This window comes from Paenibacillus sp. YIM B09110, from assembly GCF_037167145.1.
Taxonomy (GTDB): Bacteria; Bacillota; Bacilli; order Paenibacillales; family Paenibacillaceae; genus Pristimantibacillus.
The window spans coordinates 37,690-63,015 of the sequence record NZ_JBANSP010000019.1; the positions used below are offsets into that span (position 1 = coordinate 37,690).

The window sequence follows — 25,326 nt, forward strand, 5'->3', positions numbered from 1 at the left end:
ATCTTTTCGGCAACAAAAAAAGCAGTCCGCAGTCTATATCCAGACTGTCAGAACCGCTTCTTTTTGAGGGCCTATCTTAGTCGCCCAGCTAGTGCTTCCGCTTGTAATACGTTATCGCTAGCGCAAGTGCCAGAACGGAGCCTTTCACAATATCCATCGCATAATAGGGAACGGAAAGCATAACAAGTCCGTTGGACAAAATGCCGATAAGCACCGCGCCCGCGAACGTGCCGAACGCATTAGGCTTGCCGGCGCCGAATACGGAGTAGCCGATGAACGCCGCCGCAACCGCGTCCATTAAGTACGAGCCGCCTGAATTAACCTCTGCATTCATGACGCGCGCACCGAGTATGATCCCGCCGACTGCCGCGAACAACGCCGATACGAGATAAGCGATCAAGCGGTACTTGCCCACCGCGATGCCTGACAGCTTAGCCGCTTCCGGGTTGCCGCCAATCATATACATATAACGGCCATGCTTCGTGTACGTCAGGAATAGATGTACGACGATGACTACAAGCAGCATAATAATGATGATCCACGGTACTTCGCCCAGCTTGCCGAAGGAATCGGGAATAACGCCCGTGGCGAAATCGCCGTTTGGCATAATCATATTTTGCGAGATCGTCGCGCCCTTGGTGTATGTCAGCGCCACGCCTTGGAAGATGAACATCGTCGCCAGCGTCATCAACATATCTTGTATCTTGAAGTTGATTACAAGAAACGCGTTAATCAAGCCGATAACGAGACAGAAGGCGATCGTGATCGCGATGCCGACGCCGATGTTCTGCCCATGCCAGACGAACATGGAAATGACGAGCGCGTTGGCAACAGAAGCCGTCGAGCCGACCGATAAGTCGAAGCCCCCGACCGACAGCGATACCGTAAGTCCGGTTGCGATAATCGTTACAATAGCAATCGAACGCAAAATGTTAATAATATTAGCGCCGTTCAAGAAGTTGTCCGTCATTGTGCCGAACACGGCTATGAGCAGCAAAATCGTAATCAACGTACCGTATTTATAGAGAAAGTCAAAGAAATTAAACCCTTTCGTGCTCCGATCGGCATTCGCTTCGGCAGCTTTCATGTCAACAAGCCTCCAGTGCTGTATAGCAAAATCTCTTCCTCATTCGTATGCTTCGTCTCCAGCTCTTTAATGACGCCTCCGTCATACATGATGTACATGCGGTCGGTGATGCCCATCATCTCGGACATTTCGCTGGAGGCGTACAGTATGCATTTGCCGCGGCTAGCCAGCTCGGCTACCAGCTCGTAGATGTCTCGCTTCGCGCCTACATCCACCCCTTTGGTCGGCTCGTCGAAAATGTAGACGTCAGCGTCGACGAGCAGCCATTTGCCAATCGCGACCTTCTGCTGATTGCCGCCCGACAGATTGCGAACCTTCGCCGCTCCGCTTGGCGTCTTAATGCCAAGATCGGCAATGATTGCCGTCGCGGCTTTTTTCTCCTTCGCCGCGCTCAGCCATGAACCCCATTTGGTGAATCGGGACAGAACCGATGCCGTAATGTTGTCGGACACCGACTCATCGACGAAGACTCCTTCACGCCGACGCTCCTCAGGTACAAGCGCCAGACCGTTCTTCACCGCTTCATGCGGCGAACGAATCCGCAGCTTGCGCCCTTGCAGATACGTATCGCCTGTCGATGTCGATGACGCACCGAACAAGGCGCGGCAAAGCTCCGTCTTGCCTGCTCCGACGAGACCTGCGAGGCCGACGATCTCGCCTTTGCGAATGAATAGCTCGACGTTCTTCACCTTGTCCGTATCGTTGATCGACTTCGCCTCGAACCACTTCTCCCCTATCGCTCTCTCCGACTTCGGGAATTGTCCGTCCAGCTTCGCGCCTAGCATATGCTCAACGACCTGCTGCTGGCTGAGCCGCTTGATTTCGTCTCTTATGACAAGCTTCCCGTCACGCATGATCGTAATGTCATCGCATATTTCATACAGCTCCGGCAGACGGTGGGAGATAAAGATAATGCCTACTCCTTCCGACTTAAGCTGCCGCACTAAGCGGAACAGCTGCTCCGTCTCGCTATGGCTAAGCGGCGCGGTCGGCTCGTCCAATACGAGGAAGCGGCATTCCATCGACACTGCCCGGGCGATCAAAACCATCTGCTTCTCCGCAAGCGTCAGCTCTTGGACAAGCTTGCGTGTCGGCACCTTCACATTCAGACGGTCCAGCACAGCCTGCGCCGAGCTGTGAAGCTGCTTCCAACCAATGAGATGCCGTCCCTTCATGTTATGGACGGTTTGTTCCATCATAATATTTTCGCCGACGGTCAGGTTAGGAATAAGGACGGTATCCACTTCTTGATAGACAATCTGAATGCCGTTATCCTTCGCGTCCTTCGGCGACCGAATAGGCGCTTGCTTGCCGTCCAGCCATATATCGCCCGTGTAGTGATTATACGCGCCCGAGAGCACCTTCATCAGCGTTGATTTCCCTGCCCCGTTCGCGCCGATTAAGGCATGAGCCCGTCCCGCCAACGTGTGGAAGTCAACGTCGGTTAACGCCTTTACACCGGGAAACTCGATCGAGATCCGTTTCATTTCAAGCTTGCTTGCTTGTCGCTCTGTCAACTGCCCTACCTTCCTCTCCAAACAGGATAGAGCGCCCCCATCCGAATGGACAAGGGCGCTTTCCTTAAGCTTCATGCAGCTAGTGATAGCTGTATCATTATTCGATATGGCTGCTTTCGTCTATTTGCCGTTTGCGGCTTTCAACGATTTAATCCAGTCCTCTTCAAAAGCATCCGTCGTTCCCCAGCCAGGGATGACCTCGGCAAGCGTAACCATGTTGACAGGGTTAGCCGACGTCTTCAATGTTTCTTGGTCAATCAACGCCGCTTCCAAGTTGTACGATGCAGGCGTTTCTTCGCCAGCCAGCTTCTTCGCAAGCAATCTTACGTTCACCGCGCCGATCATCTTCGGATCAACCGCAGCAGTGGATGCCCAAGGGCTGTTCTCTTCTTGCATAATTTGCAGGTCGGCGTTCGATACGTCGATGCCGTAAATCTTGATTTCCGTACGTCCCGCTTCGATCAGTGCTCTAGCTGCGCCGATTGCGAATGCATCCCATGTTGCGAAGATCGCGTCGATCTCGCCTTTCGGATATTTCGTCAGCATTGCCGCTACCGCGTTTTGCGTGTCAACCGATGTGTTCGCGTTCGCAACGCCGAAACGGTCAACTTCCTTAATGTTCGGATATTTGGCAAGCGTATCCGTGTATACCTTGTTGCGGCGAACCATTGGAGGGAAGCCGTCTACCCAAAGGTATACGATCTTAGCATCCTCGCCTTGCTCTTTCACGAGATTGTCTAGGGCGAATTGCGCGAGCGCTTCGTCGTCTTGCGAAGTAAGCGTAACGCCGGATACGCCGGACAGTTCTCCCACGGAATCGAAAGCAACGACTTCGATGCCTTTATCTCTTAGCTTCTGTACAGCTTTCACTGTCGCAGGGTCATCGCCGTGAGAAACGACTACGCCGTCTACGTCGCTGTTCGCCGCTTGGTCAAGCGCGTCAAGGAACTTTACCGTGTCGCCGTTCGCCGAGAACGTGTCGACGCTGAATCCAAGCGCTTCGCCCTCTTGCTTTGCGCCAGCAAGGAATTGCGCCGTATGATCGTCTCCGCCGATCTTGCGGATTACTTTCAGTTTTATATCGCCTTTATCGGCCAGTGCCGCAGGAACGTCTACCTTCTCTACATTAGCAGATTGGTTATTGCCGCCTGCTGCATCGTTTGCGTTGTTGTTCTTCGCTTGTCCGCAGCCCGTTGCTACGATAACGACGGCCAGCATCAGACCAAGCATAGAACGAAGTTTCTTGTTGTTCATTTTGTTTTCTCCCCTTGTATCTATAAATGAATATATTAATACAAGTAATCCTATCGGATATTATTAAGAACGTCAATAGATTATGTATGAATTATTTGTAAAAATAATAAATTTGCCACGATTTCGTTCACACAATCCTCATTATACCTCAAAAATGCCTTATAAGACGAAAAAAAATTCCCGAACCATGAAGAATGTTCGGGAAGTTTGTAGAATGGAGTCTATTAATTCGCGTTACCAGCTATTCCGATCGTCACGATCTGGTACGGCTGAACCTTCAATGAAGGCTGGCCGGAGCTATTCGCTTCAAGCACGGCACCTTGCGTTTCCAAGATGTCGCTGCTGTATGGCGAGCTAGCGTTATGAAGAGACAAGGCCGTCTCGTTCGCTCCCATGTTGAACCAGCGCAGCATGACATCGTCGCTGCCCGGCTTCAGCTTCATGGAAGAGAAAGCGAGCTCGCTGCCTGCTTCCCAGCGGATTGGCGCATGCGCCGGCGCAACCGCGCCTTCGTGTACGCCCGTCTGGCTGGCTGTCCACGGCACTTGGAACTGGTAAGCAGCTGCGTAAGCGCCGCCGTTCATACCATTGCCATCATGCGGTATCAAGCATAGCTCTACAGTGCTCTCGCCCAGGCATTGCGCCTCCGGCGTCGGGAAGTAACCCCAGTCGCCAAGCTCTCCGACTGCCCGCAGCAGCGTAACCGCGATCGTGTTGCGGCCGTCCCTCAGCACCTCGTACTCGTTCAAGCCGAGGTTCGCAACGGTCAATCCCGCATCGACGCCGCTTACGTCGACGAATGCTTGCTGATGCTGGGCGTTGCTTGGATTGCTCCATTCCGGCGCAGGTTCGTTGCCGCGCTCCGCGATTTCGAACATCGAATCTACCCGGTGCGTGCTCGCTTCCAGATCGGTAGGGAATAACGCCCGGAGGCGGTGATCCTTCGCTTTATTATCAAAGGCAGCTTTGACGTCCAGCCCTTTGCCGCTGCGCTCCAAGGACAGCACCGTACGAATCGTCATCGTCACCATCTCCTTCGAGCGGCCCGACTTGCGTTCAGGATAGTAGATCAGCTCGCGCTGCTCCTCATCCAGCTTGCTCTCCGCCGATGCCGGCAGCTGCCAGTCATGCGTAATTTCGAAGGAAACGCGGTACGGCGTATCCTCTATCAGACGAATGCTCGCCTTCAAGCCTTTCGTCGTAAGCGCGGCTTCTCCATTCGGCTGCTTGTACATATATTCGTTGCCGATGTCGCCCGTATTCTCGTATACGCCAAGATCGCGGTACTTGGTGCCGCTCGCCTTATCCGTCAACGTGTAAGAACCGTCTTCCGCAATCGTGACCGATAGACGGTCATTTTCCATCGAAGCCGCTCCCGTCACCATGGAGGCGCGGTTAGCTTCATTCGTTGGCGCCGTTGCGTCGGCTTTGACCAAAGCATACGTCTTCCAGCCTAGCGCCGGTACTTGACCAGCCTCGAACGTCAGCTTCACCCGGCGGCACATGTACGGCTGGCGGAACTTATCGTCCGGCAAATCGTAGCCGAATTGCAGCCCGAGATCCTCCATGGTGTATGCCGTTTCCGTTCCCTCAGCATCGATGAGTACGCGACCAGATAGATCGGTCTCCTTCACGATTCGAGCGGCTTCCTCTAGGGTATAGCCGTCGCGGAAGTAGAGACGCAGCGCGTCGACCTCTACGGTCAGCACGCCCGAACGCTCCCAGCCCGTCGTATTGAATACGACGACAGGCAGCGCATCTTTGCCGTGTTTGCCGAAGCCCGTTGTATCAACCGCATCGGATAGCGCGGCTTTGCTGCTGTCGATGATCGATTCGGCGACATGGCGGCTTTTGTCAAAGCGGGTAACCATCTCGCGGTGAACCTCATCGACGCTGCAGCCGCAGATGCTGTCATGCGGATGGTTCTGCATTAATGTTTTCCAAGCGTAGGTAAACAGGTGATGCGGATAGGCCTGTCCCGTAAGCTTGGCTAATGCCGCCAGCGGCTCGGCAACCTTCTCCAGCATCGCTTGTCCGAGCTGATTCATCTGCTTCAGATAGACGCGGGCCGACGCCGTATTGACGAGCGTACCCCATCCGTCTGTCCGCTGGCTTCTCAGCTCGCCCTTAACCGAGGACAGCGCTTGATCCATCGATTGGTTAACAGCGACTAAATAATTTTCGAACGTCGAATGGATAAACTCCGTGTCCGGGTACAGCTGACGCGCCGTCTCCAGCGCTTCAGGCAGATCAAGCTGAATCGGCTGGTGATCGCAGCCGTTCATATACAGCAATTGGTTGGTGGATGCGTACTTCTCGGCGTCAGCCAGCTTCCGCTGCCAATAATCGGCTGCCTCTTGCTTATCGACCGGAACCTCGTTGCCGTTGGAATACCAGTTGGCGAACAGGATGCCGAGCACCTTGGAGCCGTCCGGCCCTTCCCACAGCAGCTCGGAGAACGACGACTCGTAGCCGCCGTCGGATACCGTGTTATTGAAGCCCGTCGGTTTCACGCCGCGTCCGAAGAACGCATTCGTAATGCCGGCTTGCAGCATTAATTGAGGCGTCTGCCCTGTTAGCCCAAACGTATCGGGGAAATAGCCGATTTTGGACGGCGTGCCGTATTGAAGCGCGTCTTGATGCCCGATCTGCATATTCCGTACGTTCGCTTCGCTGCTCGTAAGGAACGCGTCCTGCAAAATATACCAAGGGCCGATAATAATACGGCCTTCTTGAATGTATTTTTCGAGACGCTCGCGACGTTCGGGACGGACCTGCAAATAATCTTCCAAAATAATCGTTTGTCCATCCATATAGAAGCTTTTGTATGCCGGATCTTCTTCAAGCTTATCCAGCAGCGCATCCACCAGCTCGACAAGGCGGACGTGATGTTTCTCGTAAGGCAAATACCATTCCCGATCCCAATGCGTATGAGAGATAATATGCGCCGTGCGTTTTTTTGCCATGATGTTAATCGCCTCCACCGTTAGGAGCCTGCCGGCTCCCGCTTTATTCTCTTTTTGTTAGCTCATATATGCATTTACAGTTATCGCTATTCGGTGACTGCCACGTTTACCTCGTTCGGACGATAAACCGACAGCAGCCGTCCCTCGCGATCCGCGAAAAATAACACGCTGCGCTCTTTCTCCAGCTTGAACGCATAGGATACGCCAGTGCTCTCATCCTTCACGGCGATATCGGCGTCCCAAGCATACTCCGATACAAACGCATATAAATATCCGCTCTCGTAGCTAAGCTTCCGCCCATACACGCCAGACAGGTCGCCGCCGGACAACCATTCGAGGCCGCCCTTTGCGCCAGCCGCGTCAGCGGCGTAACGGTACAGCTTCACAAGCGGCTCAAGCCGATCGTTCAGCTCGACCGGAAGCGAACTCCAGAGGAATTTCCCTTTGCCAAGCGGCATTTCAAACAATTCGTATCCTCCAGCTCCGCTATTCCTTTGCTCCGCAGCGCCATTAACGGGCACTTCCTTCGCGATCTCCGCAATACGGCGATGGCCGAATGATACCGGCAGCGCTTCGCCAGCCAATACAAGCCTCTCCTCGCGCTGAACATTGCGAACGTCCGTTGCGCCTAGCTTGTCTTTCACGCGCCCCGTCACATGCCAGTAAGCGTCCAAGCTAAGCGGACCTGTTGCAAGCAGCGTAGCTCCGGTTTGCTCTGCAACGGCGAATAGCTGGCGGAGCGCCTCGCTGTCCACGTTATGCGCGCTTGGCAGAACGATTAGTTTCGCAGGCTGCGCCGTTAGATCGTCCAGATGATACTCCGATACGCCTCGGAACGGAAGGTTCAGCTCGTAAGACATTGCCCGCGTGAGGCGTGTCGTCCCTTCAAAAGCAAGCTTGCGATTCGAGAAGTCATTCGAATAAGGGAATACGACTGCAATATCCTCCAGCTCCCGATCTCCGAGCAAATGGCCGATTTCGCCGATGAACGCGCCGAAATCGTACGATACGTCGGCTTCCGGCTTCTCCGTGCCATCCGCGCGAAGCGCGCCGATCTGCGATTCGTTAGCGTTATCCATGTAGAAGTTCGTATTCCAAATCCATTGGATCGCGCCAGCGCCGCCCGTTGCAAAAGCGTATGCGTACTTACGCTCCAGGAAGCCGCGAAGCTCCTCCTCAGAACGTTTCGCCCTGCCGTCCGGCGTCTCCACGTACATAATGCCCGTTTCCTGAATGACATTCGGCTTATCCGCCGTCTTCGCGAAAATCCCGTCCCATAGCAGGTAATCGTTGAACCACCATGAATGAACGGTCGTATAATCGACCGCTTCCGCATAGAAGAACGGCGAAGGCCGCTGAGCGCCGAGCGCCTCGTCCTGTCCGACCGTCACTAGGTGGTTCGGACACAACTCCTTAATTGCCGCTGTCAACTCCGATGCCCATCTGTTGTGCATGTCCATCGAGAACAGCACGTAGTCGAGCCAGCGCGTACCTTTTTTCGCCGAATGAATGTCCTGAATGCTGAAGTTAATCTCTTCGGCCTCGGGAGGCTTAGCGGACGCAAAGTCAGGCAATTGCAGCGGCGTCAAGTTCCAGTGCTCTCTCAGCACATCGATTGAGCCGTGACGCTTCTCCAGCCATTCCGCGAATGCGGCCTGCTCGAACGGATCGCGGCATGATCTCGGTCCGTCGGAAAAAATCTGAGCTGGATCGAACATCGACGGCTCGTTAATTAAATCCCAGTCGATATTCGTTGTCTCGCGATGCCTGGAGACAATCGAGCGGATGAACCGCTTCTGCGCTTCCACACTGCGCGGATCAAGGTAAGGATTGAGTCCTTCCCAAGGCTCCGGCGTGAATGAGAAGAAGGTGAACGTCAACTGCAGATCATGACGCTTCGCCGTTAGGACGAAAGCATCGATCGCGCGCAGCACTTCCTCCGACGCATGGCCGTCAACCTGCATAATGTTGCGATAGGCCGTCCAGATGCCGGTGCGGATCCAGTTGATGCCGGCTTTTTTCATTTGGGCCATATCGCGATCCCAAACCGCCGCATTCGGCAGGAACAGGAATTTGCGCGCTACGTCGCTCGTCATGTACGTCATGCCGACGACCGGCATCGTCTTGCCGTTCTTTACGAAGAAGTCGCGTCCTGTTTGAATCGGTTCCCCTTGCTTCAGCAGCTCGTCGTCCCTGCCCCAGAAGCCTTGGTTCAGCACGCGAACTTCACCGCTAGGCGCAACAGCGCGGCAAGTAACAAGGTAATAACCGCTTGCGATATCGAAAGGCAGCGAAATGCGGATGATATTGTGCCAGTCCGTCACTTCTTCTTGCCAGGTTTTAGTCCATAAAGTGTCTGCTTCGCCTTCCCGTTGAACGGTTAGATCGAAGCTCCAAGTAGTTGACGCGCTTGCAGCGGAGCGACTTAGCTGCTGCGTTTGCAGCGTCAGCTGCGCCCGTTCGCCAGCCTCATAAGAAGCGTAATTCGGCTTCAACCATAATTCCGTCACGCCGCGAGCGGCGAATGCCGCCCATCTCGCCACATGCTCCGCGCCGCCGGCAGACCAGAAGTCGGCCGTAAGCGGCTGGCCGACGAACAGCCAGCGGCCGCCCTTGAACGGTCCGCCGACATGCTCCCAAAGCACAGCCGGAGCCGATACTTCGCGGCCTTCCGCGCTAATGCCTTTCAACAGCGGATAGACGCGCGTGTCCATCGGACCTGACGAGCCCATCTGATGCGGGAGATCGCTGCTCTTCGTAACATGCGGAACCAGATTCCACGTATCGTGAATCGGCAGCAAAGTCTCGCTGCCCTCGAACAACGGAATATCGCCCAGCGTTTGAAGCGATGTTGCGCGAGCGCCATCTACTCGAAGCGCTTCATGGATATGAAGCTGCTGATGGTAGGCGGTTTGCTCCGCTTCCACGATCCACTCGCCGCCTTCTTGGCGCACGGGATGCTTGAACGGCGCGCCGCCAATGCTAAGCAGGCTGCCTCCACGCTGCAAGAAGTCGATGATATCCGCCCACGCAGCCTTCGGGAAGTACGGCGCGTGCATATTAATGAAGCAGCCGCCTTCAGCCGCGCGAAGCGCGGCGCCAAGACCTTCTGCGTCTACTGCCGTTCCGATCTCCGTCAATGCCGTCAATGCCGCAGCCGCTTGTGCCGCATCCATTGCTCCGCTGATCGGGAACGCCGGATCGGCGAATAGGATGAATCGGCTCATCATAGAAGACCGTCCTTCATCGCTTTGTATACCAGCTGCGAGAACAAGCTGTTCGACCAAGCGAACCATTTTCGAGTGAAGATGGTCGGATCGTCGGAATGGAATCCTTCATGCATGAAGCCGGTATCCGCGTCGGTCGCTTCCAGCATATCGATCATCGCGAGCTTCTCTTCGTTCGTCGTTGCCGTCAAACCTTGCATGGACAGCGCCATATGCCAAATGTAGCCTGGAGGCGTGTGCGGGCTTCCGATTCCTTTGGCCGCTTTGCCTTCATAATAGAAAGGATTGCTGTGGCTAAGCGCGAATCTTCTTGTGTTCTGATACACCTTATCATCCGCAGTTACGTATCCGAGATACGGAATCGAGACGAGGCCCGGCGTGCCGGCGTCGTCCATCAGGCAATAATTGCCGAAGCCGTCCGTCTCGTAAGCATAGATAGGACCGAATTCTGGATGGCGATAGATGCCGTACAGTTGGATGCCATGATCGATGTCCGCTTCTAGGCGCTTCAACTTCGCAAGCAAGTCCATATCGCGGAATACCCACTCGGCGAACTCCTGCATTTGACGCAGCGTCACAACCGCGAACATATTGCCCGGAATGTTGTAGTGGAAGTCGCAAGCGTCGTCGCTCGAACGGAAGCCCGACCAGACCATGCCCGTATAGTTGACCGGCATGCCCAGTCCATCATTGCGTATCGAGTCCTCCTTGATGCCGTTATCCCGCGTGAAACGGTATGGAGATTTCTCGAAATGATGCTGCTCTGTTTTGAACAAATCATAGATCGTGATCATCGCTTGCTTGAAGCCGGCGTCGAAAATATCCGTAAGTCCCGTTTCTTTCCAATATTGATAAGCCAGTCGGATTACGAAGCAAAGCGAGTCGATTTCGAACTTGCGCTCCCATACCCATGGCGACATTTCCGTCTCGTCGGTCGTATTCCAGTGCCAATCGTTTGCCGTTTCGTTGAACGCGTTCGCGTAAGGGTCAATGCCGATATAAGCGATATGGCGTTTGATAAGGCCGCTGATAATACGTTGCAGGTCGGCGTCATCCTTAGCAAGCGGCACGTAGTGAATCACCTGCTCGACGGAATCACGCAGCCAAAGCGCTGGGATATCGCCGGTAATGACGAAGGTCGTGCCGTCGTCCATCAGCTTCGTCGTCGTTTCCAGCGTATTCGGAAAACAGTTCTTAAACAGCTGAAGCAGCTTCGGGCGATGCGCCAGCTTCTGCTCCGCTTCTTTCAACACGTCTTGAACCGCTCCCGGCAGTTCAAGCGTAGGCATTGGTATCTTAGGCAATCTGAATTGTTCCACAGCGAATCTCTCCTCTGTCCATATGAAGTTAATCTTAGTGTTCGGCTTACTCTGTACAGTTTAATGTAGCTCCATCCGCCGCACTGCCTCCGAAAAAGCCTCCTGCGACGGTGTCCCTGACCAAATAAAGCTAAAATGCAGCTTTATTTCGCAAACTTTGGTGTGTTACGGGAAAATAGAGCTAGAAACTAGCTCTATTCGCCGCATTGCCTCCGAAAAAGCCTCATGCGACGGTGTCCCTGACCAATTAGAGCTAAAATGTAGCTTTATTTCACAAACTTTGGTGTGTTACGGAAAAATAGAGCTAGAAATTAGCTCTATTCGCCGCATTGCCTCCGAAAAAGCCTCCTGCGACGGTGTTCCTGACCAAATAGAGCTAAAATGCAGCTTTATTTCGCAAACTTTGGTGTGTTACGGGAAAATAGAGCTAGAAATTAGCTCTATTCGCCGCGTTACCTTCGGAAAAGCCTCCTACGACGGTGTCCCTGACCAAATAAAGCTAAAATGTAGCTTTATTTCGCAAACTTTGGTGTGTTACGGGAAAATAGAGCTAGATACTAGCTCTATTCGCCGCGTTGCCTCCGAAAAAGCCTCCTGCGACGGTGTACCTGACCAAATAGAGCTAAAATGTAGCTACATTTCGCAAACTTTGGTGTGTTACGGGAAAATAGAGCTAGAAACTAGCTCTATTCGCCGCGGCTAACGCCAGTGCCTCTATTTAAATGTTAGTTTGATCGTTTTGATTTCATACGGCGCGAAATGCAGCGTGATCTGACCGTCTTCGGACATGATCGGCGCAAGCTCTTCCTCCAGCGCGTTGGAAACGAGCGCCTGCGAGAAAGCATGCGGCCAGCCGAGCGCGACACTCTCGCGGCCGCCGGACGATTCGTACAGACGGATGACGATACCGTCGCCGTCTTCCGCAAGCTTAACCGTGTCGACGACAACATGCTCGCCGTCGAACGAAATATACGATTGCTCCGATACCGCCGACGATTCCGCAAGTGAAACCGAAACGGCTTCGCTGTTAAGCTCCGCCGCCTTGCGCAGCGTATGAGCTTCGCGCCAATCACCCTCATGCGGATACAACGAGTAAGTGAAATGGTGCTCCCCAAGATCTGCGGTAACATCCGGCCATTTCGGCGCGCGCAGCAGCGACAGGCGAATGACGCTATCTTGGATATCGTATCCATATTTGCTGTCGTTCAACAAACTTACGCCATAACCGCGCTCGGATACATCGGCGAACCGATGGCCGCAAACCTCGTATTGCGCCTGCTCCCAGCTCGTGTTGCGATGCGTCACCCGTTCCAAAGCTCCGAACGGAATTTCGTAGGTCGCCTTATCCGTCACGATGTCAACCGGGAATGCGACCTTCAGCAGCTTATGCGCCTCGTTCCAGTTCACCTTCGTTACGAAATCGATTCGCTTATCGTCGCGGTACAGAATCATGTCTTGGCTAATGTCGGATTGTCCGATCCGCCACCGGAAACGCAGAACGTCCATCGTCTCGCCCGTCGATACGACTTCCTTGCCCAGCAGCACGGCGTCTCCGGCTGGCTGCTGCTCATAACGGTCGTCGATATCCCAAGCGTCCCATAACGTCGGGCGGTCATGGAAGAAGTCGAACCGGTTGCCCGTCTCGCCGCTCTTCAACACTTCCCTGCCCGCCTGCTTATCGATCAAGCTTGCGATTTCGCCGCGTTCGTTGAATGTAATCAGGTAAAGCTCGGTTTCCCATCTATCTTCAAGCGGAGCGTAAGCAACAGTGGCCGCAACCCCAGCACTCTCACGCTTCAACCCTATCGTCTTATAACCAAGAGCCGGAACATTCGGCACTTTGATTACCGCCGAACCATCCTCAGTCATCCGGTCCATCGACAGCTTCACTCCATTGCTATCGTATGCTTGCAGGTCTGAAGCAGCGTCCGCCAGCCGCAGCATGACGTCACGACTCCAGCCGAGGCTGTTGAATACGACTAACGATTCACCAGCCGCGCCGCCAGCTCCGATTCCGGCAGTCAGCTCTTCAAGCCCCGCCTGCAGACCAGCGCGGCCCTTCGCGAACACTTGCTCATATTCCTTCGTCGAAGTCTCATATGCTTCCGTAATCGCCGAGCCCGGAATAATATCGTGGAACTGGTTAAGCAAAATCAGCTTCCAGCCTTCATGCAACTGCGACTTAACGAAATCCAGCCGCGCCTTGTTGCCACCGGCATAAGCAAGCGATTGCCACAGCTCAGCTTCTCTGTACAAAATTTCTGCTTTGCGATTGTACAGCTTATTGCGTCCATGCGTCGTATACGTGCCGCGATGAAGCTCCAAATACAAGTCGCCGCGCCACTTCGGAAGCGAAGAAGATGCTTCGTCGGTGCCAGCGAAGAAATCAGCCGCCGTACTGTAGCGGCTGGCCGGTTGACCGACCATCAGCTCTGCGCGGTCGATGTTCTCCAGCATTTCGCGGGTTGCCCCGCCGCCGCCGTCGCCATGTCCGAACAACAGCATCTGCTCCGCATGCTTATCCTTCTCGCGGTAAGACTGCCAGTGATCGTGCACATCCTTCGGCAACGTGTTTTCGTTGACGCCGTGATTCAGATAGGAAAGCATCGGGGTGCCGTCTATGCCGACCCAATGGAACAGGTCGTAAGGGAAAACGTTCGTATCATTCCATCCGAGCTTCGTCGTCATGAAGTAACGAATGCCGCCGTGCTTCAATATCTGCGGCAGCGAAGCGCAATAACCGAACGTATCCGGCAGCCACTCGATCTCCGAGGTCAAGCCGAACTCCTCCCGGTAGAAACGCTGCCCGTACAGCATTTGACGCATAAACGATTCGCCGCTCGGAATGTTCAGATCGGGCTCGACCCACATGCCGCCGACGAGCTCCCAGCGCCCTTCGCGAATTCTGACTTTCACCCGCTCGTACAGCTCTGGATCGTTCTGCTTCAAATATTCGAACAATAACGGCTGGCTTATCGTGAACCGGTATTCCGGATATTCATTCATTAAGGCATCGACCGTCGAGAACGTCCGGCTCGTCTTCCGAACCGTCTCGCGCGCCGGCCACAACCAAGCGATGTCGATATGCGACTGTCCGACCATGTGCATCAGACCTTCCGCATTGCCGCCGATCAACTGAACTTCGGCACGCAGCCGTTCCTCGATGGCTGCGACCGTTCCCGTCTCGGGCAGCGACCATTGCCGCTCGTCCAAAGATACGAACGCGTCCATCGCTTCATACAGCGCGGCCATTAACCGGCTGCGCCGTCCATCCTGCTCGGGAATCAGCAGCATGCTGTCTCTTACGACCTTTGCCGTGTACATCAGGCTTTGCACGGGATGATTCACTCGAACGAGCAAGCTGCGGATTGCCGTCATCGGAGGCTGAATAACAGCCTGCTGATTAAGCGGATCCACCGGCTCGGGTATCGGATCGTACATCTCGATCTCCAGCTCCAACCGACCATCGCCGCCCGCCATGCTTTCGCTCAGCGTAACGAACGTATGATTCCGGTCAATCCCTTGCGCGGAAGCGCCGTTAATGCGCAGCAGCCCCTCGCCGCCGGAATCGAAAATCAAGCCGATACCGCCGTTGCCCGCCCAACCGGCAGGCAGCTCCAAGCTTTTTCTAAAGAAATAAGTCGTGCCTTGTTTGCTCGGAAAACGGCTATAGTCGTTTCCTTCCGGATAGGGAGCAATCCCTTCATACTGTCCCGGCAGCACGTAAGTCGCACGCTCAATCGCCCAGTCTTTCAGCTCTACCTGCTCAAGCCATTGGCGCTCCGACAGTTCGCGTATAAATCGTCTTAAGCGTTCCATCCTTACTTCGCCTCCCGAACGATGAGGTCTGCGCTCAACGTATCCTGCACATTGCGCCCCACAAGCACGCGGAACAAGCCAGGCTCTACGACAGGCACCATATCCTTGCCGATATATTGCAATTGCTCGGCTCCAACCTTGAATGTAACGGTACGTTTCTCGCCAGGAGCAAGCACGATCTTCTCAAACCCCTTAAGCTCGCGCTCCGGACGCGTCACTTTGCTCGCGACGTCGGACACATAAAGCTGCACGACCTCCGCCCCGGATTGATCACCTGTATTCATAACGTCCACCGTCACCAGCGCTTCCTCGCCCGCAGCGAGCTCACCCTGTTCGACCGACAAATTCGAATACTCAAACGTTGTATAGCTAAGCCCGTATCCGAACGGATACCGAGGCTTGGAATCTTCCTCCAAATATCTCTTGCCCCGCGAGCGCTTGCCGTTATAGTAAACCGGCAGCTGCCCCGTATGCTTCGGAATCGATACCGTCAGACGACCGGACGGATTCTCTTCGCCGAACAGCACATCGGCGATCGCATTACCGCCCTCCTGCCCCGGGTACCAAGCTTCCACGATCGCATGCGCGTTCTCGTCGATCCACGGCTCCACGATCGGACGGCCGTTAATGTACACGACGACGACCGGCTTGCCGAGCTTGTGCACTTCCTGAACCAGTTCCAGCTGCACCCCGGACAACCCGAGCGATACGCGGTCAATCCCTTCGCCGCAATCCATATCGTTCCACGCGTTCTCCGTCACCTTCGAAGCGCCGGTGCGCAGATCGATCGTGCCTTCGCCGAAATCGCGCGCGCTCGAACCGCCGACGACCATGACGATCGTATCGGCCGCAGCGGCGCATGCCAGCGCCGATTCGAACCCTTCGCGCGACTCGCCGCGAATGCGGCAGCCCGGCGCGTACAATACCGCGTCCGGATCGTCCATGTACCGGCTGCGAATCGCTTCGAGCACGGTCGATACCTTCGCTTTCGGCTGCGGCGACGTATAATCGCCAAGCTGATTATAGAACGCGTCGGCATTCGGACCGATGACCGCAATCCGACCCGCGGTCCCCTTCTCCAGAGGCAACGTCCCGCCAACATTTTTCAACAACACGATGCCCTCGCTCGCAACGCGGCGCGCCAATGCAATATGCTCCTCGCTGCCGATCAGCTTCTCCGCCCGTTCAGGGTCGGCATAAGGCTGCTCGAACAAGCCGAGCTCGAACTTTAGCGTGAGCACGCGAGCCGCCGCCGTATCCAATACGGCCGGATCAAGCTTGCCCTCGCTCAAAGCTTGCAGCAAATACTGACCGAACATGACGCCGGACATTTCCATATCGATGCCTGCCGTGATGGACTGCACCGATGCGTCCAAGCCGTCTTCGGCCACGTCATGTCCCGCCGCCAGCATATCGATTGCCCCGCAATCGGTAATGACCATGCCGTCGAAGCCCCATTCGTCGCGCAATATATCTTGCAGCAATTCACTGCTCGTCGTGCAAGGCACGCCGTCGATTTCGTTGTAAGCCGTCATGATCGACTTTGCTCCTGCTTCAACCGCCGCCTTGAACGGAAGCATATCAACCTCCAGCAGCTCGCGCTTGCCCATATGGACCGGACCGGCGTTGCGTCCGCCCTCCGAGCTGCCATAGCCGACGAAATGCTTCAACGTCACGGCTACGCTGTCTTCATGAGCGAGCGACTCGCCTTGGAAGCCTTCCACGGAAGCCTTCGCGTATTCCGCGATCAAATGCGGATCTTCGCCGAAGCATTCCTCCGTCCGTCCCCAGCGCGGATCGCGCACGACGTCGAGCACCGGCGAATACGTAACGGCGCCGCCTTGGCTGCGCGTCTCCTTCGCCACGGCGCGGCACATCTCGCGGTACAGCTCGACGTTCCACGCGCTGCCCAGCGACAGCGGCACCGGGAATACCGTCGCCCCGATCGCCATATGGCCGTGCGAGCATTCCTCGCCGATCAGAATCGGAATGCCAAGCCGCGAATGCTCCATCGCGTAACGCTGAATCGCATTGACCGCTTCCGCGCCCTCGCGCGGCGACAAGCCCGTCTCCAGCGTCACGCCCGTCCACGGATCGGCGCGAAGCGCGCCGTACAAGGAGCCGACGCCCCCTGCCGCTACTTGCTGCTTGAACGATTCGGCAAGCTCCACCTTGCCGTCCTTATGCTCGTAAGTCTGCCAGCCGAACGGCTGCAGCAGCTGTCCGACCTTCTCCTCTGGGGTCATTCGGCTAAGCAGATCGGCTACCCGCTCCGCTGCCGGACGATGGCTCTCTTTATAGATCACGCACGATCGCTCCTCTCTTTATTCCTTAACGGCACCAACCGTCAAGCCTTGAATGAAATAACGCTGGAAGAACGGATAAGCGAAGATGATTGGTCCCGTCGCCAGTACAACCATCGCCATACGCGACGTATCCTGCGGCATATTGCGCAGCGCTTCAAGTCCGAGCGAGCTGTTTTGCGAATTTTGCATAATGAATTGTAGATTCGTCTCGATACGCATCAGCATCGATTGCAGCGGCACGAGATTCGGATTGTCGATATAGAGCAAAGCATTGAACCAGTCGTTCCAATAACCGAGCGTGCTGAACAGGGCAATCGTAGCCAGACCCGGCAGCGACAGCGGCAGAACGAGCTTAATGAATGTGCCGAACTCGCCGGCGCCGTCGATTTTGCCCGATTCGATGACTGCATCAGGCACGCTCGTGCTGTAGAACGTCCGAAGAATCATAATATAGAACGCATTAACGGCCAGCGGCAAAATAAGCGCCCAAACTGTATCTTTAAGACCGAGCAATTGCGTCGTCACGATGTAAGACGGCACAAGACCGCCGTTGAAAAGCATCGTGAAGAAAGCGAAGAAAGCGAAGAAATTGCGGTATTTGAAGCTTTTGCGCGACAGCGCGTAGGCATATAGAGCAATAAACAGCAGACTGACGATCGTGCCTACGACGGTTACGAAAATCGTTACCCCATAGGAACGCAGCAGCGTGTCGCCTGTTTGGAATACATATTTATAGGCCTCGAAGCTCCAATCCGACGGAATGAGTCGGTATCCGTCCCTTGCCAGAGCGTTCTCGTCCGTAAACGAAATAATGACGACGAACAAAAATGGAAATACGCATATAAAAGAGAATAGGCCGGCGAACAAATTAAAGGCCGCGTTCCATGGCGTAGACAGCTTATGGAAATCTCGTTGTTTTTTCTTAACTAGTGACATTTGGCGTCCACTCCCTTCCGAAGTTTAGAACAAGGCGTTATCTTTGTTGAATCTGCGCACGATATAGTTCGACGTAATAACCAGAGCGAATCCGACTACCGATTGGTACAAGCCGGCCGCCGTGCTCATGCCGATCTCGCCTGTCGTTTTCAGACCGCGGTATACATACGTGTCGATAACGTTCGTTACCGAATACAACGTTCCCGAATCCCTCGGCACCTGATAGAACAAGCCGAAGTCGGCGTAGAACACTTTGCCTACGGCGAGCAGCGTCATGATCGTAATGATCGGCGACAGCAGCGGAAGCGTAATGTTGCGGATTTGCTGCCATTTGTTGGCTCCGTCGATCATCGCCGCTTCATACAGCGATTTGTCGATGCCCATAATGGCCGCCAAGTAGACGACGCTGTTATAGCCGACCGCTTTCCATAGATAGATGAACACGATGATATAAGGCCAGTACTTCGGATCGGAGTACCATTGCATCGATTCCCAGCCGAAATATTCGAACACGTAATTCAACAAACCGCGCTCCGAGCTTAGGAAGCTGAACGCAAAATAACCGACGATTACCCATGACAAAAAGTACGGTAGGAACATGCCGGTCTGATACAGCTTGGACAGCTTCTTATTCGTAATCTCGGACAGCACCACGGCCATAAGCACCGCGAGCGCCAAGCCGACTACGATGAACACCGCGTTATACAAAATCGTGTTGCGGGTAATGATATAAGCATCGTCCGTGCTAAATAGAAACTTGAAATTATCGAGTCCTACCCACTTGCTGTTAACGATGCTGGCCCAGAACCCGTCTCTGTGGAATCGGTATTCCTTGAACGCGATAACCGTCCCGAGCATCGGGATATAGGAGAAGAACAAAAACCATAGGGCACCCGGAAGCACCATGAGCAGCATTACTTTATTTTTAACGACGTCTTTGAAAATAGCGCCGAGCGTTTTCATAATCATCCCTCCAGACTCCTGATAGCGTAAAAAAGAAAAGAATCGGGCGAAGATTCTTCACCCGCCCGATTCGCGTTGCCTACTATTTGTTGTTCGCTGCTTTCCAAGCGTCAAGCTGCGATTGTACTTCCGCGATTACCTTATCAAGGCCAGCAGCCTTGAATTTCTCGTTCGCTTTCGGCAGGAACTCGTTAGGATCAACTGCTCCTGTCATTAATGCAGACCAAAACTCTTCTTTTACGTTTTGTACAGCTGCAATTTCTTTGGATACTTTTGTAGCGTCGAAGTTAAAGCCAAGCAGCGGAGCGTCGATGCCCGATGCGTTGAATTCTTTGAACAGCTCCCATTTGTTCTCTGGGTCGTTCTCGTTCAAGTACGTAATAAGCAGGTTGCCCAGGGAGAACGTCGGCATATCGTAGTTTTTCGAGTCAGGCAGGTTTTTCATTACGTTTTCGCTGACTTTCTCGTAGTGAACGCCTTCGATACCGGAGTCGATCATGTTGCGAAGCACCGGATCGGTGTTAAGCAGGTTCAAGAACTCCATTGCTTTCTCTGGGTGCTCGGAGTTAGCCGAGATCGCTTGCATCGAACCCATAACCGACCAGTTGAACGTGTACGCTTTGCCGGCAGGTGTCGATGTAACCGGGTAGCCGTAGCTTGCCGTCCATAGATTTTCTGCAAGCGGTTGAGTCGAAGCACGGTCCGTGAACCATTTGCCCGATTTGTACAAGTCTTCAACCGAAGTTGTCGTCGCTGCTTCAGGCGAAATGTAGCCCGCTTCATAGAATTTGTGCATCGTATCAAGAGCAGCCTTCAGTTCAGGCGTGTCGAAGATGTTAAGCACTTTGTAGTCTGTCGTGTCCAAGTAAACGGCCATTGGCAGCTTCTCGATGATGTAATCGAAAGGCATGAGCGGCACGAAGTCTTTCGTAAGGGAGAGCGGCGTCACTTGCGGCTCGTTATCCTTGATTGTTTTCAGAAGCGGCTCTAGGCTTTCCATCGTGGTAACGCTCTTGATGTCCAGGTTGTATTTCTTCACGAGCTCATCGTTGAAGCGCCATACCTCTTGGGCAGGAAGCTCTTTGTTGGCAGGCACGCCATAGTTATGGCCGTCAACCTTGGAGCCTTCAAGGAACGCCGGATCAAGCGTTTCCTTGATGCCTTTGCCGCTTGTCTCGAGCAGATCGTCGATCGCCGTGAATGCGCCTTTACGCGCGTTTTGCACGTAATCGAACGCCCACGAGCTTGTGAACAAAATGTCCATCGGCTCGCCCGAGGAAACCATAACCTGCATTTTTTGTGTATAGTCACCAAAGTCGATCATTTTAATGTTAACCGTTGCATTGATTTTTTCTTTTGTATATTCGTTGATTTTTTCATTGACCTTAGCCAAATCTTTCTGCGGTACACCAATCGTGTACCAGATAAGCTCAACCGGCTTCTCCGACGATCCGCCGTTGCCGTTGCTCTCCGTTTTGTTGTCACTGCCGCATGCGCTTACAACTAGCGCGAACGCCAGCAGTGCCGTTAACAGCACAGAAAATCGGGTTTTCTTGTTACTCATGTATGTTACCCTCCCCTTCGAATATCGCTCTCGGGACAAGCTTCGCATGGTTACATCCTTCCGCGCAGCATGATCGTTTATACGTGCTGTCGTTGCGTGAAAGCCTTTTCCGTGTTACTTAACGCTTGTCCTTCGAACTCCCTTAACTTTATTAAATGAAAACATTTTCAAATAGAATAGAAACTAAATAAATCATGCTCAAAATAAAGAAAGCTGCTTCGCGAAGAGAAATCGCTATAGCAGCCCCCTGTATTCCGACGGCGAGATGCCGACATGTTTTTTGAATTGTTTATAGAAGTAGCCCGTCTCCCAGTATCCGACGTTCGTGGCGATATCATGCACCTTAAGCGTCGTATTCTTGAGAAGCTCCTTCGCCTTCTCGACCCTATATTTGTTCATGTACTCGGTGAACGTCTCGTTCACTTCCTTATGGAACAGCTGGCCCAAATAAACGGGATGGATGTTATACATGGCGCCCAGCTTCTTCAGCGACAGGTCTTCGTTGAAGGCGTCCTTAATATGGTTCAGTACCTGCTGCACGATCGGACTCTTCACATCGCGAATGAGCGCATCGACCGTCAGCCCCGCCGCTTCCTTCAGCATCTCCACTACTTGCTCGAGCGATGCCGCTTGCCGCAGCTGATCGAAGCTGCCTTGGAATAGCTGCGTCTCCTCGTCGTGGCGAATTTCCTCGAGCTGCATCTTCAAGCGCACCGCCAGCTCCATGCCCGTATCGCGAATATCGGCCGGAGTGAGTCCTTCCCGCTTCTGCAGCTGCGCAAAATCATCCTCCAGGCGGTGCAGCAGCTCCTCCTTCTCTTTCGCCATAATGAGCTGCGCATACTCCGCCCAATCAAGCGGAAACCGCTGTTGATTGTCGCCTTGCCCGCTCGGCAGCTCGTCATAACGTACGATTTCCCGGTCAGGGTAGATCATGTAATATTCCTGCGCCTTGCGGGCATGAGCATAACTGTGCGCTGCATCCTCCAGCTTCTCCGCGCTTCCAAGCGACAGTCTCGGCTGCTCCTTGCCCGGCCACTCGGCTCTGAAGTTGCGCAGCAATTGCGCTGCTTGCTCCAAGCCGTCCTCGCGTTCGTTCAGCTTGAACACAACGACGACATCGCCCTCCATGTCGCGGAATGCGATGATCGACGTGCCATAGTCGCTTTCATTACGGGTCGCCATCCAATCGAGCGTCTCCCTCTGCAGGTGCGCCATGCTGATGATGGCGATCGCGACATAAGGCGTATCGAGTCTTATGCCAAGCAGTTCCGCGCGTTCGCCGAACTGCGCCGGGTCGATCTGATTCATGAGCCAGCGATACATAACATTGTCCCGCAGAATCCGAATGCTCTGCTCATTGAAATTGTTGCTGGCTCTGGCTTCATTAAGCTTGCTTATCGTATTCGCCAGCGTCGCCTTCAGCTCTTCCAGATTGATCGGCTTCAGCAAATAGTTCTCGATGCCAAGCCGCATGCCTTCCTTCAAATAATCGAACTCGTTGAAGCCGCTTAGCACAATAACCTTCAGGTCGGCATTCAGCGTCTCCCTTGCGCTTCGAATAAGAGCCAGCCCGTTCATGACCGGCATCGAGATGTCGGTAATCAGAATGTCGGCCGGACGCCTTGCGAGCGCCTCGAGCGCATCCTTCCCGTTCTCCGCATGGCCGACGATCTCCATATCCATGCCGCCCCAATCGATAATATCGTAAAGCCCTTCGATGATGAAAGGCTCGTCGTCTACAATAAACACCTTATACATATCCGCATCAAACCTCCCCTTCATCCGGAAAATAAACGGACACCGTCGTCCCTTCGCCCAGCTTGCTCTCGATCGCGACACCGTATTCGTCGCCGTAGAGCAGCTGCAGCCGTTCATGAATGCTGCGCAGTCCGAACGATTCGCCAACGTTCTCCGGCGCGGACAGCGCCGACTTTATTCCACCCAGTCGTTCCGGCGTTATGCCCTTGCCGTTATCGGATACCTTTACGCTAATCAACTCGCCTTGTTTCGCCACCTCTATATCGATACGGTTGTCGCTGCTGTCCGAGCGCAGACCGTGCAAAATATAATTTTCGATAATCGGCTGCAGCGACATCTTCAGCGCCTTCTTATTCTTCAGCTCAGGGCTGCAATCGAAAGCGTAGGCGAATCGATCCTTATAGCGGATGCGGAACAGCTCCAGATAGAGGCGACACGCCTCCAGCTCGTCCTGCAGCGTATAGTTCGGCTTCTGGTGCACGTAGCTTTTGAACAGCACCGACAGACTGTAGATCATTTCGCCGACATCGCTCGCCCCTTGAGAGATAGCCCTCATCCGGATGACCTCGAGCGTATTGTACAGGAAATGCGGATTAACGCGCGCCTCGAGCGCCGCCAGCTCCGTATGCTTCTGCTTGATCTCCGCCTTGTACACCCGGTCGATATATTGGTTCAGCTCCTCAAGCATATCGTTGAAGCTCTTCGAGATTTGACCAAGCTCGTCTTCCTTGCCGTCCATGATTCGAACGGTCAGATCTCCTTGCTTCACCTTGCGGGTAACACGAATGATGTTATGCGTCCGCTTGGCGAAATTCGAGATGAAGATGGACGGGATGAGAATCGCGAACAAAATACAGATCGAGCTGATCGTCAGGATCGTGCTGCGGACGCCGCGATACGACGCTTCTATCTCTTTCTTCGGCACGACGCTAAGCACAGTGAAGCCGCCTTTCGTGCGCTGAAGCTTCGACACGATCATCCCTTGGCTCGTTTCACCGTCCGAATCGTATACCGATTCGATCTGCTCCAAGTACGGATAGGGCTTGCCATAATAGACGTCCGAAGTATCAAACACCACTTCCCCCTCCGCGGACAGCACGAGGATGGAGCCCATCAGCTTGTCCTCCATCGAAGAGTAGCTGGCTTTGATCTTGTCCGCATCGAAGAAAACGAGCAGCTGGCCGATATTGCGCAGCGTTTGATTATTGTTAATCGGCACTTTCACGCCGTACAGTCTGAGCTCAGGACTCAGCTTAACGGCTTTTTTCACCCAGATGTTCGGAAGCGAGACATTCGAGCCCTCCTCCAAGTACATCGCGTCCGGCACGTACGAATTTGCTGCGTTCGTCGAAACGATTTTGAACTGCCTGTTCACGTTATACGTATAGAGCTGCTGCTGCTCCGCGCTGTACATCATGAGGCTCGTAATGTCCGCATCGTCGTCCAACATATTGCGGAAATATTGCACGGCGTCCATAGAGGAGCTGTTGTTGTTATAGTATTGGTCGAGCCCGAACTTCACGTAGTCCGGGTAAGGCTTCTCCATCAGATAAGACATATTGAATGCCAGCTGATTGTCCCGATACACGTCGACCATCATCGTCTGCACGGAATCGTATTTGCTCCCGATATAATTGCCTACGCTTTCGATCGCTCGCTTCTGTACGTCAAGCTGCCTCTGGAGCGCCGATTGCGACATCGATAAGTACATCAGATAGGAGAACGTGATGATCGTGACGATCGTGATGCCGGCGAACAACAGGATCATTTTGACGAATAGGTTATTTTTCATATATTTGCGGTACAAGTTGCCCGTCCTCACGTCTTAGCCTCCCCTCCTTCTCTTCGCAAACCATTATACCGAACGTACTTCATTTCTCATAAGCAATCGGTTCAATTGTTCATAGCTTGACGCGATATGATGCGGCACATGCCCCGACTCCGGCTGCGCTCCGCGATGATTGAACCAAATGACGCTCCAGCCCGCCTCAATCGCGCCGATGACGTCGTTGCGCCACGAATCGCCGACATAGATGCAGCTCGCCGGATTCGTTCCTGTCTGTTCATTCACGTATTCGAAAATACGGCGATCGGGCTTGTCATGGCCAAGCTTGCCCGAGACGAATTGACGTTCCGGCGGAATAAGCGCACCCAGCTCCATCGCTTTGATCTTGCTCATCTGATGTGCTTCCGCCCCGTTTGTGATGAGTCCTATAACGAAGCCGGCCCCGCTCAGCCGTTTCAGCAATTCGCGCGCACCGTCGAACATGTGGATATCGAACTGGCAGCTTATATACGCAGCCTGAATGTCGGCCGCCTGCTGCTCGCTGACCTCTATGCCGAACTCGGCAAGCGTTAATTGAAAGCGGCGGCGGCGCATCGTTTCCGTCGCTTGCCCTTCCTCCATTTTGCCCGCTCCGCCCATCTCCAGCGATAGTATGTCGCTATAGTAGCGCATCCGCTGATACGCTTCTTCGTACGGGAACGCTTCAGTGGTCGCTACGACCGTCTCCAACGCTTTTCGAAACGGCGTCAAATGATCGTATAACGTATCGTCCACATCAAAAAATACGGCTGTATGAGTAACATTGGTGTCCAATTTCATTA

The 25,326-nt window shown here is 54.0% G+C and carries 14 protein-coding genes; all 14 read right to left on the reverse strand.

From position 1 onward, the window contains the following. Positions 1-88: 88 nt before the first annotated feature. Positions 89-1,087 carry an ABC transporter permease gene (locus V8F51_RS23205; RefSeq protein ID WP_337102882.1) on the reverse strand — a complete coding sequence of 333 codons (999 nt, stop codon included), beginning with the start codon at positions 1,085-1,087 and terminating at the stop codon, positions 89-91. After that, positions 1,084-2,574: a sugar ABC transporter ATP-binding protein gene (locus tag V8F51_RS23210; RefSeq protein WP_337102933.1), complete on the reverse strand. Its 1,491-nt coding sequence runs from the start codon at positions 2,572-2,574 to the stop codon at positions 1,084-1,086. The genes V8F51_RS23205 and V8F51_RS23210 overlap by 4 nt, the downstream gene beginning before the upstream one ends. Positions 2,575-2,724: 150 nt before the next feature. Beyond that, positions 2,725-3,858: a sugar ABC transporter substrate-binding protein gene (locus V8F51_RS23215; protein ID WP_337102883.1), complete on the reverse strand. Its 1,134-nt coding sequence runs from the start codon at positions 3,856-3,858 to the stop codon at positions 2,725-2,727. Positions 3,859-4,082: 224 nt separating this feature from the next. Continuing rightward, positions 4,083-6,824 carry an alpha-mannosidase gene (locus V8F51_RS23220; protein WP_337102884.1) on the reverse strand — a complete coding sequence of 914 codons (2,742 nt, stop codon included), beginning with the start codon at positions 6,822-6,824 and terminating at the stop codon, positions 4,083-4,085. A gap of 86 nt (positions 6,825-6,910) precedes the next feature. Further along, a complete protein-coding gene (locus V8F51_RS23225; protein ID WP_337102934.1) occupies positions 6,911-10,054 on the reverse strand; it encodes a beta-galactosidase in 3,144 nt (1,047 codons plus the stop codon). Beyond that, positions 10,051-11,370: a glycoside hydrolase family 125 protein gene (locus V8F51_RS23230; RefSeq protein WP_337102885.1), complete on the reverse strand. Its 1,320-nt coding sequence runs from the start codon at positions 11,368-11,370 to the stop codon at positions 10,051-10,053. The genes V8F51_RS23225 and V8F51_RS23230 overlap by 4 nt, the downstream gene beginning before the upstream one ends. 714 nt (positions 11,371-12,084) lie before the next feature. Next, the gene (locus V8F51_RS23235; protein WP_337102886.1) at positions 12,085-15,189 is read right to left on the reverse strand and encodes an alpha-mannosidase; all 3,105 of its coding nucleotides are present in this window, start codon (positions 15,187-15,189) and stop codon (positions 12,085-12,087) included. A gap of 2 nt (positions 15,190-15,191) precedes the next feature. Then, positions 15,192-17,435: a glycoside hydrolase family 3 N-terminal domain-containing protein gene (locus V8F51_RS23240; protein ID WP_337102935.1), complete on the reverse strand. Its 2,244-nt coding sequence runs from the start codon at positions 17,433-17,435 to the stop codon at positions 15,192-15,194. Between the two features lie 78 nt (positions 17,436-17,513). Then, the gene (locus V8F51_RS23245; RefSeq protein WP_337102887.1) at positions 17,514-18,431 is read right to left on the reverse strand and encodes a carbohydrate ABC transporter permease; all 918 of its coding nucleotides are present in this window, start codon (positions 18,429-18,431) and stop codon (positions 17,514-17,516) included. Positions 18,432-18,455: 24 nt separating this feature from the next. Further along, a complete protein-coding gene (locus V8F51_RS23250; RefSeq protein WP_337102936.1) occupies positions 18,456-19,394 on the reverse strand; it encodes an ABC transporter permease in 939 nt (312 codons plus the stop codon). 82 nt (positions 19,395-19,476) lie between these two features. Beyond that, a complete protein-coding gene (locus V8F51_RS23255) occupies positions 19,477-20,958 on the reverse strand; it encodes an ABC transporter substrate-binding protein (protein ID WP_337102888.1) in 1,482 nt (493 codons plus the stop codon). A 234-nt stretch (positions 20,959-21,192) separates the two neighbouring features. After that, positions 21,193-22,719: a response regulator transcription factor gene (locus V8F51_RS23260; RefSeq protein ID WP_337102889.1), complete on the reverse strand. Its 1,527-nt coding sequence runs from the start codon at positions 22,717-22,719 to the stop codon at positions 21,193-21,195. A 7-nt stretch (positions 22,720-22,726) separates the two neighbouring features. Then, positions 22,727-24,541: a sensor histidine kinase gene (locus V8F51_RS23265; RefSeq protein ID WP_442956476.1), complete on the reverse strand. Its 1,815-nt coding sequence runs from the start codon at positions 24,539-24,541 to the stop codon at positions 22,727-22,729. A 33-nt stretch (positions 24,542-24,574) separates the two neighbouring features. Next, positions 24,575-25,324 carry an HAD family hydrolase gene (locus tag V8F51_RS23270; RefSeq protein ID WP_442956477.1) on the reverse strand — a complete coding sequence of 250 codons (750 nt, stop codon included), beginning with the start codon at positions 25,322-25,324 and terminating at the stop codon, positions 24,575-24,577. Positions 25,325-25,326: the final 2 nt, after the last annotated feature.